Source organism: Chryseobacterium mulctrae (assembly GCF_006175945.1).
GTDB lineage: Bacteria > Bacteroidota > Bacteroidia > Flavobacteriales > Weeksellaceae > Chryseobacterium > Chryseobacterium mulctrae.
The window spans coordinates 3,561,665-3,580,509 of the sequence record NZ_VAJL01000001.1 but is presented as its reverse complement, the minus strand read 5'-3'; the positions used below and the strand labels follow the sequence as shown (position 1 = coordinate 3,580,509).

Here is an 18,845-nt window from a genome sequence, read left to right as displayed (position 1 = left end):
TCTTCTTATTTAATTATTTTTTTTGTGTATTCTTTACCCTCTGACAATGCTTTCAAGATATAGACACCTTTAGAAACAAGCTGTACACGGATTAGTTTAGAATTTTCGTTGATTGTCTGAATTTTTCTTCCAGCAGCATCAAATATCTCCACTTGTTCAATATTCTTATTATTTCTCACAACGAAATCTTGACCGTTTCTGTACACTTCAAAACCATCTTTCTGAACTTCAGCAGTTGCCAAAACATTAAGTTTGTAAACAATCTCGAATCTACTTGTACTTTCTCCTGCATTTGCAGTAAATGTATAAGCTCCATTCTGAAGATCTGTATAAGTCCCTGTAACCTTATCATGCAGATAAATTGCCTGCCCGTTATTAAACAATCCTTCTTTCTTTACTAAAGCAATGGTAAAGTTTCCGTTTTGGAAATGCTTTGCTCCTACAGGAACTACATCATCAATATCAAAACTTTCTTTCCCTTGGATGATTAATTTTTGCGCATCAGCTAAAGTATAGAATCCGTCAGAACCCATTCCTATTGCTTTAGAATCATAATTATCAAATGAGTCTGAAGCTCCGTTTGTATAATCTACAGCAAAAATATTATTGGTATTGTATTCAGAGTTTAATTTTAACCAGAATTTACCTTCTGTAGAAGAATTGTTTTTATTAAAGAATGTTCCGCTTGCAGCACCTCTCATATCATTATTAAATGTTAAAGAAGTATCAACAAATGTATTTAATGTCTTAACAATAAATCCTTGACCAATATTCGCAACATCACCTGTAGGAATAACCGCTGTTCCGCCAAGACCATTAGGAGCAGGAACCCAGGTAGGATTCGCACCGTTTGCAGCATTGAAAGTAGCATATCCAAAATTTGTAGTGCTTGCACCATTCTGAAGCGTTACATTCGTGCTTTTATTATCCCAGAAATAGAATGTACTTGAAATTCTTGCCGAGTTAGCTGTATAGAATGCTCCTAAACCTAAACTTGAAGGATATGGGTTACCAATTAAGTTGAATCCATTTCCCGAAGTAGCCAATGTGAAAGTCTGCGTTCCGTTATTTGGGGCTCCTGTGAAAACTAAAGCTGCGTTAGCTACTGGAGTTTCAATAGAATATCCTTTAGCAAATGCAGAAGTTGAGCCTGCATTAACATAAGAATCAGTAGCTGTTTCATATTCTGTAATAGATGTAGGTGTAACTGTATAAATATTAGCTAAAGTCTGACCAACAACCGGAGAAGACCAAAATGCATATTTATTAATTTCACTAGTTCCATTTTTCAATACTTTGAAAGCTCCTGTATAAGATAAAGTAGAACCGTCTTTCTGAATAAGGTTACCGCCGTCTTCTATAGTAACATTCACTGCACCAATCGTATTACCTGAAGTAATTTCTAAAATTCCACCGTTTTTAACTGTAATATTTTTCGCAACGAAAGCCGGAGTCGCAGTAGAAGTTGTATAAGCACCTGTAATAATCGCATCTACTGAAGCCGCAGGAGTGCCATTTGACCATGAGCTTCCGTTCCAAGTGGTGGTTGATGTAACAACTGGTGTATTAATTGAAAGATTACTTACTCTCCACATTGCCCATCCTCCTGCACTTGCGTCTTCGTAAACAAATGCAAAATGTACGTTTCCTGATGCAGGTACAACAAAGTTTGTTAAACTACCTGTAGAAACTGCTGTTCCAGAAGCTTCTGCAATTGTTGTAAGGTTAGTCCAAGTAGCTGTAGTCGGATCCCCATATCCAGCATAATTCGTAGAATATACTACTTTCAAATCATCCCCTTCATATTGAGAAGCATAATTAAAAGATAAAAGCGAATTTGTCTGTACACCTGTAAATTTTGGAGATATTAACCATGCTTTTGCTGCTCCTAGGTTATAACCATTACTTTCTGCACCACTTGCAGCTGTTGTCCAACCAGTATAACCAGCACTACCTGATTCCTTGTAATTTACCCAATCTCCTAAAGTATTATTAAATGTTTGATTATAAGGAATTGTTGCTGTAGCAGGATTTGTAATTGTAATTTGTTTTGTAGTAACGGTACTTACAGTTAATGGTGCAGCTACTGCAATTGCTTTAATTTCTGAAGTAACACTTATTTGAAATGGAGCGCTATATTGTGTAGAAGAAATAGTAGGTGTTGTACCATCTGTTGTATAGTATAATAAAGCACCAGATGAAGCACTTTCTAAAGTAATATTTGCATTCCCCCAATAATTATCCGTTCCACTTCCTGTAGCTGTACCACTCGCTGTAATGGTAGGAGAAGTTGTTTGAGTTGGGCTTGCATATTCTACAGTAATATCTGTGATCCTAGCAGTCCCTGAAGTTGATCCATTAAGAAATATTATTTTAAAGAACGTATTTCCTGCTGTTGGTGTCCATTCAATTTTACCGCTTGAAGCCACTCCAATTACACCAGTTGTTGCCGCAGCTTGAGTTGTTGTTCCTTCAGCAAGCCTAATAGAACCATTATTAAATGTACCACTAAAAGTATTTAAAGTAACTTTAGTAATGTTACCTGGCATTGCAGAAGTATTGTAAAAAACAAAAGCATCAGTTTGGTTCCCTCTTACCTGTAAATTAGTGGGATTCCATTGTTTGATTGCCCAATCAATATTCGCAGCAGTAAAATTTGTTAATGCTGCTACATAAGTATTAGAATTATTCCCAGTTGTCGTTTTATCAGGAATAATCGTCACCGATTGCGCCCATCCCCACACCGAGAATAGAGCCATCAAAAACGCATATATCGTCCTTGACTTACTTTGTAATTTTAAATTCATAAATATTATTTTTTTCGTCTGACAAATCTAAACTTTTTCTAAATAATATTAATGAATGTTAAAATTACATGTATGTTAATTTTCAATTACTTGTAAAATAGAGTCATATTCAAAGCCTCTACCTAGAAGATATTTAATAGTTTTTGATTTTTTTTGATAATTCTGCAATCCTTTCAATTTACTCTCGTAATTTTCGTATATCTTATTTATTATGTTTAAATAATCATTTTCGTCAATTTCATCGAAACAGGTAGAGATTAGTTTTTCAGTAATACCTTTTTGCTTTAAATGCATTTTAATTTTAGTTTTCCCCCAGCTTTTTATATAAAATTTTCCACGAATATAACTTCTTGTAAATCTTTCTTCGTTCAGATAATTTTCTTTCATTAAATACAAAAGAATTTCATCTTTAGCTTCGGGGATCAAAACAAACTCCCGCATTTTTTGCTCAACCTCAGCATGACAACGATCCTGATACACACAATAATTGGCCAGTTTCTGTTTTATTTCTTCAAAGGTGAAAAGTTTTTTTTCGGGTTGCATAGTTTATTTGATAGTTGATAGTTGATAGTTGATAGTTGATAGTTGATAGTTCAAAATTACAATTTGCAAAAAAGAGGCGCAAAATATTTGCACCTCTTTTTATTTTATATTGAAAAGCCAAAAGCAAATGGCTATTAGCTAAAAGCAATTCTTAATAATTAAATAAAGCCTTACCTTCCATTAATTGGTTTACTTTCTTTCTAGTACCTGCAATTACTTCTTCATTTTTAATATTGTCCACTACTTCAGAAATTAATTCTGCAATAGTATTCATATCATTTTCTTTAAGACCTCTTGTCGTGATAGCCGCAGTTCCTAATCTGATACCAGAAGTAGTGAACGGAGATTTATCATCAAACGGAACCATGTTTTTATTACAAGTAATATCTGCTTTTACTAAAGCTTTTTCAGTTTCTTTTCCGTTTACGCCTTTATTTCTAAGGTCAACCAACATCAAGTGATTATCTGTTCCGCCACTTACAATATCAAAACCTAAATCTACCATCGCTTTTGATAAAGCTTGAGCATTAGATTTAACTTGTTTTGCGTACGTCAAGAATTGGTCATCAATAGCTTCTCCGAAAGCAATTGCTTTACCAGCGATTACATGCTCCAATGGTCCACCTTGAATTCCAGGAAAAACAGCTCCGTCAAGAACTTGGCTCATCATTTTGATTTCACCTTTTGGAGTTTTGTGTCCGTAAGTATTTTCAAAATCTTTACCCATCATGATCATTCCTCCTCTTGGACCTCTTAAAGTCTTGTGGGTTGTTGTTGTTACAACATGACAGTGCTCGAATGGAGAATTTAATAATCCTTTTGCGACCAAACCTGCAGGATGCGCAATATCTGCCCAAAGTGTAGCACCAATTTCGTCTGCAACTTCTCTGAATTTTGCATAATCTAAATCTCTTGAATACGCCGAGAAACCAGCAATTAACATTTTTGGTCTTTCTCTCAACGCCACTTCTCTCATTTGATCATAGTCAATCAAACCGGTTTCTTGTTGAACTCCGTAAGAAACTACATCATATTGAATTCCTGAAAAGTTGACTGCAGAACCGTGAGTAAGGTGACCTCCCATAGAAAGATCCATCCCCATAATTTTATCTCCAGGTTTCAAAACTGCCAAATAAATTGCTGCATTTGCCTGAGAACCAGAATGCGGCTGAACGTTTACATAATCAACACCGAAAAGCTGCTTTGCTCTGTCGATTGCCAATGTTTCAACCTCATCTACTACTTCACAACCTCCGTAATATCTTTTTCCCGGATATCCTTCTGCATATTTATTCGTCAATACACTTCCCATTGCTTTCATTACATTTTCAGAAACAAAGTTTTCTGAAGCAATAAGCTCTAATCCGTGGGATTGTCTTTCTCTTTCTTTTTCGATAAGGTCAAAAATAATGTCCATTTATTCTTAGATTTTTAGATTTTGAACCCCAAAAATACGGAATTTAGTATAGATTTAAGTATTTCTAATAATGATTTTTACACTTTACTTTTTCAATTTAATTTTAATAAAATTTTCGCTTTAACCATAAACTGGCTTTTACCAATAAAATCAACACCGGAACTTCTACCAAAGGACCTATAACGCCAACGAAAGCTTGTGCAGAATGAATTCCGAAGACAGAAATAGCAACCGCAATCGCCAATTCAAAATTATTTCCTGTAGCCGTAAATGATATTGAAGCATTTTTATCATAAGAAACATTCATCCATTTATTAATGAAAAAACTCACGAAAAACATCAGTACAAAATAGATAACAAGAGGAATTGCTACTTTCAAAACATCCATCGGAAGCTCTACAATTTTATCACCTTTTAAAGCAAACATCAAGGTGAATAACAGAGCATACAAAGTAACCGGAGAAATCTTTGGTATAAATTTCCGGTTGTACCATTCTAAACCTTTTAATTTTACTAAAAAATAACGCGTTAAAAATCCTGCTAAAAAAGGAATCCCAAGATAAGTTAAAACACTTTCTGTTACATCTTTCATCGGTACATAAACATTGAAATTTCCAAATCCTAATTTTTGTGGTAAAACGTTGATGAACAACCAAACAAAAAAGCTGTAAGAGAAAATTTGAAATACACTGTTTAAAGCAACCAAAAATGCAGCGTATTCCCGGTTTCCTTTGGCTAAATCGTTCCAGACGATCACCATTGCAATGCATCTTGCCAAACCAATTAAGATTAAGCCAATCATATGATCCGGTTCATTTTTTAGAAAAATAATTGCCAGAATAAACATTAAAACAGGTCCTAAAACCCAATTGAGAAGCAATGAAAGTGATAATACTTTTTTATCTCTAAAAGCTATTGGCAACAGAGAATAATCTACTTTTGCAAGCGGCGGATACATCATTAAAATTAAACCGATTGCCAACGGAATATTGGTACTTCCAACCGAAAGCGAGTTGTTAACAGATGAAATATCTGGAAATAAAAAACCTAAACCTACTCCGATTGTCATTGCAAGAAAAATCCAAAGGGTAAGATAACGGTCGAAAAGCTTAAGTTTAGGCTGCATTGAATTAATTTTTAACTAAAGAAAAAACATACAGACATTCCATCGCAATTTGATTGCTTCTCTCAGTGTATTTTTCATCCTGAAGAATAGAATTATCGTAAGATTTTGGATCAAAATAAGTCGTTCCGATTCGTAAATCGCAACCCGGAATAAACGGACAATTTTCGTCTGCATCTCCGCAAGTCATTACTGCCACAAAGTTTTCTTTGGGCAAAGTTCCATCATCAATGGTTTTTGAAAAGCAGAGACTCGATTTATTCTCTCCAAAAATGACTTCGTATTTAGGATTGTTTATTTCCTCTAATTTCTTTACATCAAAACCTGCAGATCTCAATGCATTGATGGCATTTTGATTGAAAGCCGTCGCTTCAGTTCCTGCAGAAAAAGTATTGATATTAAATCCATAAAAATCGGCAGCCACTTTTGCCCAAATCTGCCCCAAATGACTTCGGCGGGAATTATGCGTGCAAACATACACCAGATTGATTTCTTTTCCTGAATTGAATTTCTCCTGAATATGATTGGCTAATTTTTCCAATAAAACTTTTCTTTCAGGATTAATTTCTTTAAAATTTTTGCTGATGATTTCGCAACGCTCTTTAATTTGTTGTTTCATTTCGAATATTTAAATTGTTTTAATGCCACGAATACAGAAATATTCATTTTATTATTCGTGCATTCGTGGCTAAAAAAATTAACAACATCCACTTCCAGGTTCACAAGAATTTCCTGAATTTGAAGTTAATTCTGATAGATTTTTCTTTTGTTTTTCTGAAGGAATTCCGCAAGCATCCTGAGCTAAGCAGGCTGTCGTTTTGTTAACCAATACAAAATGTTTCCCGTTGAATTCCAAATCGTATTTCCCGATAGTTTCAGCTTGATATTCCACTTCAATTTCCGAATCTTCTATTCCCAATTTTTCTTCAGAAAGTTTGATAATGCTTAAAAGTTTTCCCGGTTTCAGGCGATGTTCAAAATCATCAGCATCCCAGAGCTGGAAATTCACTACTTTTTCTGAACGAATTACTCCACCACAATCGATAAAGTTTTTGGTGATTTGCCCTACTTCTGTTACGTGAAAATGTTCCGGTACAAATGTTCCGTTTTCCAACTGAAATTCTACATTTTCTAATGATGGTAAAATTTCTTTAATTTTTGAAAGTTTCATATGATGTATATTTAATTAAGTTTAAATTGTAATATTGCTATATAACGATAATAATAAATAAAAAAATGCCTTTAACAGCATGATTCTGATTGAATATCCTGAGTAAAAAACATTCCTAATTCATCTTGAACTGTTTTCCAGACTTTCTCATCAATACAGTAACAAACAGATTTTCCTTCGATAGAACCTTTGATGATTCCGATATTTTTCAGCTCTTTTAAATGTTGTGAAATCGTAGCTTGTGCCAAACCCAATTCTTCTACCAAATCATTACAAATACAAGCTTTTTGATTGATAATATGCTGCAAAATTGCAATTCTTGCAGGATGTCCTAAAACTTTGAAAAGCGTTGCCAATCTGTTTTGCTTTTCGCTAAAAATCTCTGTCTTTGTAAGTCCCATATTGTTATTTTAATATTGCAATATTACGATAATAAATTTATTACAGAAAATAAATTTTAATTTTTAACTTTAGAATACGCAAAATTGATAATTATATATTTAAAACTTTTTTAAACTTTAATAGTTGGAATCGCAAAGGCGCAAATTTATAGTCTAAAATGTTTTAAGGCGCAAGGATTTTATCTACGATAAAATCTTAACTGTTTTATTGCTAGATTCTTTATAAAGTTTTTTGTCACACTGAACGAAGTCGAAGTACTTTGCGCCTTAAAAACTAAAAAAGATAAAAAATTGCGCCTTTGCGATTCCAACAAAATAATGTTTTATAAAAGTTTAAACATACTTTTAGACTACTTTTAAGATTTAGCTATAAAAGCAACAAAAGATAATTGTAAAGCTATTACTAGATAATCAAAGATTTTTAAAGGCTTTGTGTGCTTTTTCAGCCTTAAATAGAAATATCTAAATCTTTTGCCTCTTTTGTAGTTAATAAAAGTTTAAAAATTTAATATCGAAAATGAGTTATAATGTAAAATGATATATTTGCATATCGTAAAAGAAAAAATTGTCTGAAAATTATGGGAAAGAAAAAGTATAAAAAACAATTGCTCAACACTTTAAAAGCTCTTGGTAAATCTGAACACTTAATCCTTGAAAACATGACCGACCTTATGCTGAAAGGAGAATTAAAGAAAAGTAAAATAGAGTTTAAAAACGGTGATACATTTAGTTTTAAAGATAATATTTTTGATTACAGCGAAGATAAAAACATCAGAAAACTGGCTAAACTTCGTAGAGAAATGCTGATCACCATGAATAAACTCGTGGCAAAAAATGATTTTAAAGACAAAGAAATTAAGTTTTTAGGCTAAATTTTAGCTCTTATCATCTAAATTACTAAAACAAAAAAAAGTCCCAGATATTCTGGGACTTTTCGTTTATATCAAGAAGAAATTATTTCTTCGCTTTCTCTTTCAGCTCTTCTTTATCTTTATCTGAAGGATTCCAGACTTTCACATCAGAGTTTTTATCAATACCTGAAAGAATCTGTACATTAATTCCGTCGCTTGCTCCTAATTTCACATAGACTTTCTTAAACTTCCCGTCTTTTTGTTTTACCTCAACAAAAGGAATGTCTTTTCCGTTTTTCTTTTCGTACTGAATTAAAGATTCATCCAAAAGCAATGCATTTTTCTGAGAGCTCATTACGATTTCTCCATTGGCAGAAAATCCGGCTCTGATGTATTCGTTATTTGGATTGTTTACATCACCTTCAACCGGGAATTTAATGGTTCCGTTGGTATCTTTTCCTTTTGGTGCAATCATCGTCAGTTTCCCGGGAAACGTTTTATTCTGCAAAGCTCCGATAACGATTTTCATATCCATTCCCTGCTTTAGTTTTCCGGCTTGAGCTTCATCAATTTCTCCCTGAAAGATCAATGAATTCAGATCCGCAATCGAACAAATTGTAGTTCCTGCATTGAAAGAGTTGGCTTCAATTACCTGACTTCCTACTTTTACGGGAACTTCAAGAACGGTTCCTGCAGCTTTAGAACGGATTTGTGTTGTTGCCAAACCTTGTAATTCAGGAGTTGCACCCGTTTTTACAATCTGCAATCTTTTTTGCGCAGTCTGAAGTTGCTGATTAGCATTTTTCACGCTTTGCTGCATTGAATATAACTGCTGCTGAGAATTTAGAAATTCTTGCTTTGAGATTACTCCCTGTTTGAAAAGTTTATCCTGCATCGCAAATTGCTTCTGCATATTATCAACATTCATTTTTGCATTGCTTATCTGAAGTTGAGAATTTACCACTTCCTGTTGTGCATTATTTACTTCGGCAATGTTCGGAATAATTCTCACTGTTGCAATCAATTGCCCGGCTTCTACTCTATCTCCTTCATCAACTAAAATTTTATCAATAATTCCTGCAATGTTTGGCTTGATTTCAATTTCTTCTTTAGGAACAATTTTTCCGGTTGCCATCACTTTATCTTCCATATTCTGAATGGAAGGTTTTCTCGTAAGGAAAGCTTCATTTTGCTTGGAATTTGATTTTACAACATAACTGATTCCTGAAAATAATGCTACTGCAAACAAAAGCCCCAAAAAGATGTAAATGCCTTTTTTCCAGGTAAATTTCTTTTTCATATGTCTAGTTTATTTTAATATTGAATAAATTTATTTTTTTCTATTTTCTTGTGTTTTGAAAGCTTTTCCATCGCAGCTTTCAAATCTTGTTTTTTATTAATGAAAAGCAGCACAATCATTCTTCCTTTTGAATCTAAAAAACTGATATTCTGAATAGACTCATCATAATTAATATTTTTAATTTCAGGAAATACTATTTTTAATTCTTCCAGATATTCTTTCTGATGTTTATCTAAAATGATAATAAAAGATGAGTTACCTTCCAAAAGTTTTGGACTTTTAGAAATGTTTTTCATAGGACTGCTTACTCCGACATTGTTTGCATTAAAATATTCAAAGAAATTATCGAAGATATAATTGCCCTCGATATCATCCGTAAAAATATCAATTGTATTAAAATTCTGATTATACTCATAAATAGAATCTGGGAAAGTTTCGCCAAAGACTTTTATGGAATAATCAATAAAAGCTTTATCAATAGTTTTATTTTCTTCAAGATATTTTTCTGTTATCGAATAAATGGCTTTCGCAAAAAGATTAATTGTAGGATTATTATACCAATCACCTTTATCCAAAACTCCTTTCTTAAGAACTTTCCATGCATAACCATTTCCTAAAGCTGTTGCAACCGCTTCATTAAAATAAGAATACGCCAGTTTTGAATATTTTGAAGGATTTTCGTTAAAATACTTCTCCTGTTCAAGCTGAACTTCACGATCTTGTTCTTGGTACAATATATGGCACATTTCGTGCATCGTTACGCTCAAAGTTCCTTCAATATCATTAGTATCTGTTAAAGTTCCGATGCATAAAGCATTTCCATGCGGTGTAGAAACTGTACTTCCGCTTTTTCCGGGAATAGGATACAATGTCACATAAAACGGTATTTGTTGATTCCAGGAAGATTTATAAAATTTATTAAACCTTAAAAACATCTCAGAACTTAAATCTTGATATTTTTCCAATGCAACAACCTGTTTTTTCATCTTTAATTCACCATCATTCCAAACATATTTTCGAAAATAAGGCTGTGCATTTTTTAAAATATTAAACATTTTCATCTGTTCATTTACAGGAAGAAGTCCGGTAATTCTTTCATTAAAATCGTTTAAATCCTTAGACTTTAATGACTGTACAATCAATAATGTCAAATAGCTCTTTCTATAGTTTCTTCCCTGCGGATAATCTTGCCTTACGATGCCTTCATTAAAATTAAGAGATTTAAAATCATTGGCAAGCTTTTGAAAGTCTTTATTATCAGATAATTTCGATTCAATATATTTTCTGTAATTAGAAGAAGTCCCTTGTTTTTTAGCAGCCGTCTCCATAAAATTGAAAAGACTGTATATCTCACTTTCTTTAAAAATAAAAAAATCGCTTTTCTGTGCATTAGCAATACTAAAGCAAAAAATAATCAGAATTAAACAAACTTTTTTTATCATTCTTTATTCACTTCTCAATGCTTCAATCGGACGTATTTTTACCGCTCTCTGTGCAGGAATCATTCCGATAATTAAACCTAAAATCACCATCACCGCCATTGCACTGAAAACATTTCCGTAGTTGACTGTTGGATTATAAAACGGAAAATCATCCTGATTTTGTGTTAACGAATTCGCAATCATTAAAACAAAAATCCCGAAAATAAATCCGAGTAAACCCGAACTTAGTGTAATCACAACACTTTCCAACAAAATCTGGTTTCTTACTTCCGAAGGTTTTGCGCCTAAAGCTCTTCTGATGCCAATTTCTTTGGTTCTTTCTTTTACCGTAATCAATAAGATGTTTGAAATGGCAATAACTCCTGCAAGAATCGTTAATGTTCCTACAATGATGGTTAAAAGCTGCATTCCACTTAAAAATCCGGTTAGTTTTTTAAATTCTTTTCCAAGATTAAAACTTCCAAAAGCATTGGTATCTTCCGGTGAAACCTGATTTTTCTTTTTCAGCTCGTCTTTTACTTTATCTTCTACGAAATTTACATCTGCATTCGGCTTGCTTACAATCGCAAAAACATCTACATTATCTCCGTCGTTAAATATTTTGGTGAACGTAGAAAGTGGAATAAAAACAGTTTGGTCATTATCCATTCCGCCTCCTTTTTTTACTCTGAAAACTCCGATTACATTAAAGAAAATTCCTTTTACATTGATTGATTTTCCAATCGGATTTTCCTTCTTTTTAGAATCGAAAAAGTTTTTATACACCTCTTCCCCAATTACCGCTACATTTTTATTTTGCGAAACATCTGCGTCGTTAAGATACCTCCCGTAAATCAATTTTTTCTCTGAAATTTTATTCCCGATCGGGTAATCTCCATTTAAATTATAGGTTGCAGTCTTTCCGTTTCTCGACATTTGTTCGCCTGCAGATCCGAAATTACCTCTTGAGTTTTTTGGAGAGATATATTCAATTTCATTCACTTTTCGTTGCAACATATCGATATCCTGAAGTTTCAGATTCATTTGCCTTCCTTTCGGAAAACCTTCATAAGGAATCGATGTATTTTGCGCCCAAAGAAAAATAGAATTCGTTGCAAAACCAGAAAACAATTTATCAAAACCGTTTTCCATTCCTTTTGCAGAACCCAGTAAAACTACATAAAGGAACATTCCCCAACCCACGCCAATCATGGTAAGAAACGTACGAAGCTTATTATTCTTGAGTGAATAATAAATCTCCTGCCATGTATCTTTTTTAAATAAAATGTTCACTTTATTGAGTTATAAGTTATTATTATGAGTGATGAGCAATTCATTTTCAAATTAGCTCATTAACAAATTTTCAAATTAAATTATTCTGTTCTTAATGCTTCAATCGGTTTAATTTTCGAAGCCCTGTAAGCGGGAACAAATCCGGCGATCAAACCTGAAAATACCAAAGCAATAAATGCGGCGATAATTTCAAACCAACCTACACTTGGATTTTTAATAAAATATTCTTCTAAATTATCTCCAATTAAATTTAAAGCTAAAACTCCCAATCCAACGCCTACAAATCCTGAAACAACGGTAATCACAACACTTTCCTGAACAATCAATGCAACAATACTTCCCGGTTTTGCACCGATCGCTTTTCTTACACCGATTTCTTTGGTTCGTTCTTTTACGATATAAACCATGATGTTGCTGATCCCAATAATTCCTGCCAATAAAGTTCCAATTCCGATAAAACCTACAATTCCGGTAAGAACAGCCATAAACGTAAAAGTATCGCTCATATTTTGGGCGTTGTTCCAGACACGAACTCCGTTTTCGTCATCAGGAGAAACATTTTTCCTTGATTTTAAACGGCTTTTCAGTTCATCACCATATTTTATTGCCTGCTCCGGATTCAAATTTTCATTATAAGCGATATACACTGTACTCACCGTATCTGATCCTTTTTTCATCTGCTGCAAAGTGGTAATCGGAATAGAAATATGTCTTTCGTCCCAGTCTCCGCCATCATCAGAAAAAACACCGACTATTTTAAACATCGTTCCGTTGATATCTAAATCTTTACCAACTGGGCTTCCGTTTTTAATCAAATCTCGCTGTACCATTCTACCAATAACCGCAACATTTTGTTTACGCTGCAAATCCATCGGTGAAAGATAGCGACCTTCCAACATTTTCCTGTTTTCGATATATTTTTCTTCGGTATCGGCTCCGTTGATCTGATAATTACCGCTTTCTTTGCCGTATTTTACCATCAAATTTGCTGTATATCTTGGAGATGAATATCCTACTTTTTCTTTGTCGTTATTAATCAAGAAATCGTAATCATCATTATCCATCGTCACTTGTCGGTCAGACTGCAAACCATTGTAAGCAATCGTTGTTTTTCCTGTAAAAATAGAAATCAGGTTTTGGGCATCTCTTGCAAAACCTTCGGTGAAAGCATTCTGCAAACCTTTCCCAATTCCGAAAAGAACAATAAAAATAAACAGACCCAAAGCCACGGTAAAGCCCGAAAGCACCGTTCGCAATACATTACTGCGAATTGAACTGAATATTTCCTGCCAACGATCTAGGTCAAACATATTTTTTGGTTTGAAGCGGGAAGATTGATGATGGAAGTTTCCATACTTACCGCTGATTTTTTATTTAATTTTAAAAGTAAATTTTCACTTTTTTATCAATTACAACTGTGAGGTATTATGATTGGAACGCTGCAATAAACTTCAAGCATCCAGCTTCCATATCTACAAAACGATTTGTTTTATAAACTCATCACTTTCTATAATTCCGTCTCGTAAGATGACGTTTCTTTTGGTTTGAGCAGCAACATCAGGTTCGTGGGTTACAACGATGATTGTTTTTCCTTCGTTGTTGATATCCTGAAGAAGCTTCATAATATCATGCGTGGTTTTTGAATCTAATGCTCCGGTTGGCTCATCGGCAAGAATTACTTTTGGATCTGTAATTAATGCTCTTGCAATGGCAACTCTCTGTTTTTGTCCACCCGAAAGTTCATTTGGTAAGTGATTTGCCCATTGTGCCAATCCTACTTTCTCCAAATATTCTAAAGCTTTTTGGTTTCTTTCTTTTCTTGAAACATTTTGATAATATAAAGGAAGAGCCACATTTTCTATAGCAGTTTTGTACCCAATCAAATTGAAAGACTGAAATACAAATCCTAGAAATTTTGAGCGGTATTCTGCAGCTTTCACTTCATTTAGGTGTTCGATAGGAATTCCATCCAGCTCATAAGTACCTGAATCTTTTTCATCCAAAATTCCGATAATATTCAGCAAAGTTGATTTTCCGGAACCTGAACTTCCCATAATAGAGACAAATTCACCTTCAGAGATATTGAGGTTAATTCCTTTGAGAACGTGCAGTTTACTCTTGCCCGTATCGTATGATTTATTGAGATCCTGAATTACTAACATTAAGCTTTGGATGTTTTATGTCTTAATAAGTAGCCACTATTCTCATTTTGTTACAAGATTAAAAAATTCTTTTCATTTTGCGTCTGTTTAATATATAAAAACCTAAATATCAGTTAATTAAAAAATATTGTTTAATCAAAATCAACGTCAATAATTTGTTTCCGACACTTAAGTTCCTCTAACCCAATGGTAAAGGGAGTTTCATGTAAATGTGGAAAACTTTTAAGGTTAAAAGTCAACCAATTACTCTTTACCCCTTTTAAAATAGGCTTCTGTTTTCTAACTTTGTAGGTAGATTCTGAAAGAAAGTAATTGCTGATCAAGATAAAAAAATCACTTTATTAACTTTCAAAAAATCAAATACTTATCATTTCAACGGTTGTATTTGTAGAATTTTATTTTTGACAAAACAAAAGACATAAAATTTATAATATGGGAATTTTCGATAAAAGAATTAGTTACAAGCCATTTGAGTACCCTGAAGTTCTTCAGTTTACAGAAGCTATCAACAAATCGTTTTGGGTACACTCGGAAGTAGATTTCACGGCAGACGTTCAGGATTTTCAGTCGCAGCTTGAGCCGCACGAAAAAAATGCTGTAAAAAATGCACTTTTAGCGATCGCCCAGATTGAAGTTTCGGTAAAAACTTTTTGGGGAAATCTTTACAACCACATGCCAAAACCTGAGCTTAACGGTCTTGGAGCTACTTTTGCAGAGTGCGAATTCCGTCATTCTGAAGCATACTCTCGTTTGCTTGAAGTTTTGGGTTACAACGAAGCGTTTACTCACGTTGTAGAAGTTCCGGCTCTTAAAAAGAGAATCGACTTCCTATCAAACGTTTTGAAGCACGCCAATTCTACCACTCCAAAAGAGTATGTGTCTTCTCTTTTGTTATTCAGTATTTTGATAGAAAACGTTTCGCTTTTCTCACAATTTGCAATCATTCTTTCTTTCACAAGATTCAAAGGATACATGAAAAATGTTTCCAATATCATCGCTTGGACTTCTATTGATGAGCAGATTCACGCCAATGCAGGAATTTATCTGATCAATAAAATCCGTGAAGAGCAACCTGATCTTTTGACTGATTCTGATATTGAAGATATTTATACTTTGGTTGACCAATCTATCGAATTGGAAGGTGAAATCATCGAATGGATTTTTGAAATGGGTGAATTTAATTTTTTCACAAAAGAAGACTTGTTAAACTTCATGAAATACCGTGTTGACGACAGTTTAAAGAAAATCAACATGGCAACTCGTTACAACATCACTCCGGAACAATACAGACCAATGGTTTGGTTCGAAGAGGAAGTTTTTGCAAACTCTATGGATGATTTCTTTGCAAAAAGACCGGTAGATTATACGAAGCACGATAAGAGTATTACGGCGAATGATTTATTTTAAATATTAATTATTTGGGCACCTTTATCCGCCTTCCACTCCCGCTTTTTTGTCATTGCGAACAACGTGAAGCAATCTGTTGCACTTTTTGCGAAACGCAATAACAAAAAGAGCTCCGTTCAAGTCGGGGCGCGAGCGAAGCGAGCGTCGAAACAATTAGTATTAGAGATGTCATGCTGAGCATAAACTGAAAGTTTACGAACGAAGTTCACGAAGCATATAAAAATAGAGATTACTTGTTCTTCGGAAATAGAAGATTCGGCGTATCCAATGACAAAATTGAAAACATTAATAGGAATGAGCATGTCATTCTGAATGAAGCGAAAGCGAAATGAAGAATCTCAAGCTTAAATATTCTTAAAACCTAAATTAACCTTAATGGTTAAATTTTAAAACACTAAGGTAGAATTAAGAAATTAAGATTATTAAGAGATTGCTTCGTTCCTCGCAATGACCAAAAAATAAAATATGATCAATGTAATTGTAACTTATACTGTAAAACCTGAATTTGTTTCTGAAAACAAAAGCAACATTCAGAAGTTTTTGAATGATTTTAAAAATTTGGATCAGTCAAAATTTGAGTATAAAGTTTTTATAAAAGAAGACGGCGTTACGTTTGTTCATTTTTCAAATTATGAAAACGAAGAAGTACAGAATATGGTTTTAAATATTCGGTCCTTCAAAGAATTTTAAAGAGTAAGAGACGAAAGCGGAGTTAATGATTCTCATAAAGTAGAGTTTTTAAAGTCTGTTGGAGTTGAATAAATAAAATAGAGGCGCGAGCGAAGCGAGCGCCGAAACAGTTAGTATTAGTGATGTCATGCTGAGCGGAGTCGAAGCATCTAACAAAATAGAGATTTCCTTTGTTCTTAGAAATGACAAATTGAAAATATCAATAAGAATGAGTATGTCATTCTGAATGAAGCGAAAGCGAAATGAAGAATCTTAAACTTAATATTCTTAAAACCTACATTAACCTTAATGGTTAAATTTTAAAACATTAAGATTGAGTTAAGAAATTAAGATTATTAAGAGATTGCTTCATGACGAAGTTCAGAAGTAAAGAAAACAAACCGTTGTCTTAGCCCTGATTGAGCGGGGTGTCTGAGCTCTTTTTCTTTGCAAAAGAAAAAAGCGAGTAGCGAAAGCAGGTAGAAAATTGAGGAGAAACACAAAGCGTAATGCTCCTAAAAAATAAAAAATCAATGTACAACGTACATTTTACAATATAAATGAACATGGAAGAACAAAATACAAATATCTGGTGGCTCAACGAAGAATCTGAGCAAATGTTGAACAGAGGTTACCTTCTAAAAGGAGAAACCGTAGACGGAGCGATTGACAGAATCACCACTGCCGCTGCAAAAAGATTATACAAACCCGAATTGCAGCCTGCTTTTAAGGAAATGATCACCAAAGGATGGATCAGCTTTTCTTCTCCGGTTTGGGCAAATATGGGAACACAGAGAGGTCTTCCAATCTCATGTTTCAACGTACATATTCCAGACAGCATTGAAGGAATTACCCACAAAATGGGTGAAGTGATCATGCAGACAAAAATCGGAGGTGGAACTTCAGGGTACTTCGGGGAACTTCGTAACAGGGGAACTGCCGTAACGGATAACGGAAAATCTTCAGGAGCTGTTTCTTTTATGAAGCTTTTTGATACTGCAATGGATGTGGTTTCTCAAGGGGGTGTAAGAAGAGGTGCTTTTGCTGCTTATCTGGATATTGACCACGGAGATATTGAAGAATTTTTATCTATTAAAGATATCGGAAGTCCGATTCAGAACTTATTTACCGGAATTTGTGTTCCTGATTACTGGATGCAGGATATGATTGACGGTGATATGGATAAACGTAAAATATGGGCTAGAGTTTTGGAAAGCCGTCAGCAAAAAGGTTTACCCTATATTTTCTTTACCGATAACGTTAACAGAAATAAGCCACAGGTTTATAAAGATTTAGGATTAACGGTCAATGCGAGTAATCTTTGCTCGGAAATTATGCTTCCATCAACAAGAGAAGAATCTTTCATCTGCTGCCTTTCTTCAATGAACTTAGAATTGTACGACGAGTGGAAAGATACTGACGCTGTAAAATTAGCGATCTATTTCCTTGACGCTGTTTTATCTGAATTTATCGAAAAAACGGAAGGGAATTATTATCTGCAGGGAGCAAGAAACTTCGCAATGCGTCACAGAGCACTTGGTTTAGGAGTTTTAGGTTACCATTCTTACCTTCAGAAAAATATGATTCCGTTTGAAAGTTTTGAAGCGACTCAGTTCAATGCAAGAGCTTTCAAAAGAATTAAAGAACAGGCAGATATCGCGACAAGAGAATTAGCAAACATTTACGGAGAACCAGACTTGTTAAAAGGTTACGGAATCCGTAATACGACCACAATGGCGATTGCTCCTACAACTTCTAGTTCGGCAATTTTGGGACAAACTTCTCCTGGAATTGAGCCTTTTGCTTCAAATTATTATAAAGCAGGTTTGGCAAAAGGAAACTTTATGCGTAAGAATAAATATCTTGCTAAATTGTTGGAAGAAAAGGGTCTTGACAACGAAGATACATGGAGAACAATTATGCTAAACCATGGTTCAGTACAGCATTTAAGTGAGCTGACTGACGAAGAAAAAGCAGTTTTCAAAACATTCAAAGAAATTTCTCCAATGGAGATTATTTCTCAGGCTGCACAAAGACAACAGTACATCGATCAGGCTCAGTCTCTGAATTTACAGATTCCTTCAACAATGCCTGTAAAAGATGTTAACTATCTTTACATCGAAGCTTGGAAAAAAGGAGTAAAAACTTTGTATTACCAAAGAAGTTCATCAGTTTCTAAGGAAATGATGGTGAATTTTGTAAGCTGTTCTGCTTGTGAAGCTTAAGAAAGAGCCAAGTAAAAAGTAATAAGAGCCAAGTTAGGCTGTGAATATATTTAAA

At 34.0% G+C, this 18,845-nt stretch carries 16 protein-coding genes; 4 read left to right on the top strand and 12 right to left on the bottom strand.

The window, feature by feature from the left end; all coding sequences use genetic code 11:
• Window positions 1-5 precede the first annotated feature (5 nt).
• The 7 genes from FDY99_RS16560 to FDY99_RS16525 form a co-directional block, all read right to left on the bottom strand.
• On the bottom strand, window positions 6-2,807 hold the full coding sequence (locus FDY99_RS16560; RefSeq protein ID WP_139422898.1) for an FN3 associated domain-containing protein: 2,802 nt from the start codon (window positions 2,805-2,807) through the stop codon (window positions 6-8).
• A gap of 75 nt (window positions 2,808-2,882) precedes the next feature.
• Complete coding sequence (locus FDY99_RS16555) at window positions 2,883-3,350, bottom strand: regulatory protein RecX (RefSeq protein WP_139422897.1); 468 nt, start codon at window positions 3,348-3,350, stop codon at window positions 2,883-2,885.
• Between the two features lie 151 nt (window positions 3,351-3,501).
• A complete protein-coding gene (gene glyA / locus FDY99_RS16545; RefSeq protein ID WP_102980816.1) occupies window positions 3,502-4,767 on the bottom strand; it encodes a serine hydroxymethyltransferase in 1,266 nt (421 codons plus the stop codon).
• A 103-nt stretch (window positions 4,768-4,870) separates the two neighbouring features.
• Window positions 4,871-5,893, bottom strand: a complete 1,023-nt coding sequence (gene arsB / locus FDY99_RS16540) for an ACR3 family arsenite efflux transporter (protein WP_139422896.1) — start codon at window positions 5,891-5,893, stop codon at window positions 4,871-4,873.
• A gap of 4 nt (window positions 5,894-5,897) precedes the next feature.
• Window positions 5,898-6,509: a low molecular weight phosphatase family protein gene (locus tag FDY99_RS16535; protein WP_139422895.1), complete on the bottom strand. Its 612-nt coding sequence runs from the start codon at window positions 6,507-6,509 to the stop codon at window positions 5,898-5,900.
• 78 nt (window positions 6,510-6,587) lie between these two features.
• Entirely contained in the window at window positions 6,588-7,061 is a 474-nt protein-coding gene (locus FDY99_RS16530) for a DUF6428 family protein (protein WP_139422894.1), read from the bottom strand.
• Window positions 7,062-7,132: 71 nt separating this feature from the next.
• A complete protein-coding gene (locus tag FDY99_RS16525) occupies window positions 7,133-7,462 on the bottom strand; it encodes an ArsR/SmtB family transcription factor (RefSeq protein WP_102980819.1) in 330 nt (109 codons plus the stop codon).
• A 578-nt stretch (window positions 7,463-8,040) separates the two neighbouring features.
• Here FDY99_RS16525 and FDY99_RS16520 point away from each other — a divergent pair.
• Window positions 8,041-8,334, top strand: a complete 294-nt coding sequence (locus FDY99_RS16520; protein ID WP_139422893.1) for a hypothetical protein — start codon at window positions 8,041-8,043, stop codon at window positions 8,332-8,334.
• Between the two features lie 82 nt (window positions 8,335-8,416).
• Here FDY99_RS16520 and FDY99_RS16515 read toward each other — a convergent pair whose 3' ends face one another.
• The 5 genes from FDY99_RS16515 to FDY99_RS16495 all read right to left on the bottom strand — a co-directional run bounded on the left by FDY99_RS16515 (window position 8,417) and on the right by FDY99_RS16495 (window position 14,489).
• Window positions 8,417-9,613, bottom strand: a complete 1,197-nt coding sequence (locus FDY99_RS16515) for an efflux RND transporter periplasmic adaptor subunit (protein WP_074231345.1) — start codon at window positions 9,611-9,613, stop codon at window positions 8,417-8,419.
• Window positions 9,614-9,627: 14 nt separating this feature from the next.
• The gene (locus FDY99_RS16510; protein WP_228448824.1) at window positions 9,628-10,941 is read right to left on the bottom strand and encodes a hypothetical protein; all 1,314 of its coding nucleotides are present in this window, start codon (window positions 10,939-10,941) and stop codon (window positions 9,628-9,630) included.
• A 117-nt stretch (window positions 10,942-11,058) separates the two neighbouring features.
• Window positions 11,059-12,327: an ABC transporter permease gene (locus FDY99_RS16505; RefSeq protein WP_074231341.1), complete on the bottom strand. Its 1,269-nt coding sequence runs from the start codon at window positions 12,325-12,327 to the stop codon at window positions 11,059-11,061.
• Window positions 12,328-12,407: 80 nt separating this feature from the next.
• Complete coding sequence (locus FDY99_RS16500) at window positions 12,408-13,637, bottom strand: ABC transporter permease (protein ID WP_074231338.1); 1,230 nt, start codon at window positions 13,635-13,637, stop codon at window positions 12,408-12,410.
• A gap of 162 nt (window positions 13,638-13,799) precedes the next feature.
• On the bottom strand, window positions 13,800-14,489 hold the full coding sequence (locus FDY99_RS16495; protein ID WP_074231334.1) for an ABC transporter ATP-binding protein: 690 nt from the start codon (window positions 14,487-14,489) through the stop codon (window positions 13,800-13,802).
• A gap of 432 nt (window positions 14,490-14,921) precedes the next feature.
• Between FDY99_RS16495 and FDY99_RS16490 the strand changes: the two genes are divergently transcribed.
• The 3 genes from FDY99_RS16490 to FDY99_RS16480 all read left to right on the top strand — a co-directional run bounded on the left by FDY99_RS16490 (window position 14,922) and on the right by FDY99_RS16480 (window position 18,790).
• Window positions 14,922-15,896 carry a ribonucleotide-diphosphate reductase subunit beta gene (locus tag FDY99_RS16490; RefSeq protein WP_074231333.1) on the top strand — a complete coding sequence of 325 codons (975 nt, stop codon included), beginning with the start codon at window positions 14,922-14,924 and terminating at the stop codon, window positions 15,894-15,896.
• A gap of 465 nt (window positions 15,897-16,361) precedes the next feature.
• Window positions 16,362-16,586, top strand: a complete 225-nt coding sequence (locus tag FDY99_RS16485; RefSeq protein WP_228448823.1) for a hypothetical protein — start codon at window positions 16,362-16,364, stop codon at window positions 16,584-16,586.
• A 545-nt stretch (window positions 16,587-17,131) separates the two neighbouring features.
• Complete coding sequence (locus FDY99_RS16480; RefSeq protein WP_102980823.1) at window positions 17,132-18,790, top strand: ribonucleoside-diphosphate reductase subunit alpha; 1,659 nt, start codon at window positions 17,132-17,134, stop codon at window positions 18,788-18,790.
• Window positions 18,791-18,845 lie beyond the last annotated feature (55 nt).

What these genes read in the sequence shown, in the direction of transcription:
- FDY99_RS16560 (WP_139422898.1), bottom strand. Translation starts at nt 2,807, where the DNA reads ATGAATTTAAAATTACAAAGTAAGTCAAGGACGATATATGCGTTTTTG.
- FDY99_RS16555 (WP_139422897.1), bottom strand. Translation starts at nt 3,350, where the DNA reads ATGCAACCCGAAAAAAAACTTTTCACCTTTGAAGAAATAAAACAGAAA.
- glyA (WP_102980816.1), bottom strand. Translation starts at nt 4,767, where the DNA reads ATGGACATTATTTTTGACCTTATCGAAAAAGAAAGAGAAAGACAATCC.
- arsB (WP_139422896.1), bottom strand. Translation starts at nt 5,893, where the DNA reads ATGCAGCCTAAACTTAAGCTTTTCGACCGTTATCTTACCCTTTGGATT.
- FDY99_RS16535 (WP_139422895.1), bottom strand. Translation starts at nt 6,509, where the DNA reads ATGAAACAACAAATTAAAGAGCGTTGCGAAATCATCAGCAAAAATTTT.
- FDY99_RS16530 (WP_139422894.1), bottom strand. Translation starts at nt 7,061, where the DNA reads ATGAAACTTTCAAAAATTAAAGAAATTTTACCATCATTAGAAAATGTA.
- FDY99_RS16525 (WP_102980819.1), bottom strand. Translation starts at nt 7,462, where the DNA reads ATGGGACTTACAAAGACAGAGATTTTTAGCGAAAAGCAAAACAGATTG.
- FDY99_RS16520 (WP_139422893.1), top strand. Translation starts at nt 8,041, where the DNA reads ATGGGAAAGAAAAAGTATAAAAAACAATTGCTCAACACTTTAAAAGCT.
- FDY99_RS16515 (WP_074231345.1), bottom strand. Translation starts at nt 9,613, where the DNA reads ATGAAAAAGAAATTTACCTGGAAAAAAGGCATTTACATCTTTTTGGGG.
- FDY99_RS16510 (WP_228448824.1), bottom strand. Translation starts at nt 10,941, where the DNA reads ATGGAGACGGCTGCTAAAAAACAAGGGACTTCTTCTAATTACAGAAAA.
- FDY99_RS16500 (WP_074231338.1), bottom strand. Translation starts at nt 13,637, where the DNA reads ATGTTTGACCTAGATCGTTGGCAGGAAATATTCAGTTCAATTCGCAGT.
- FDY99_RS16495 (WP_074231334.1), bottom strand. Translation starts at nt 14,489, where the DNA reads ATGTTAGTAATTCAGGATCTCAATAAATCATACGATACGGGCAAGAGT.
- FDY99_RS16490 (WP_074231333.1), top strand. Translation starts at nt 14,922, where the DNA reads ATGGGAATTTTCGATAAAAGAATTAGTTACAAGCCATTTGAGTACCCT.
- FDY99_RS16485 (WP_228448823.1), top strand. Translation starts at nt 16,362, where the DNA reads ATGATCAATGTAATTGTAACTTATACTGTAAAACCTGAATTTGTTTCT.
- FDY99_RS16480 (WP_102980823.1), top strand. Translation starts at nt 17,132, where the DNA reads ATGGAAGAACAAAATACAAATATCTGGTGGCTCAACGAAGAATCTGAG.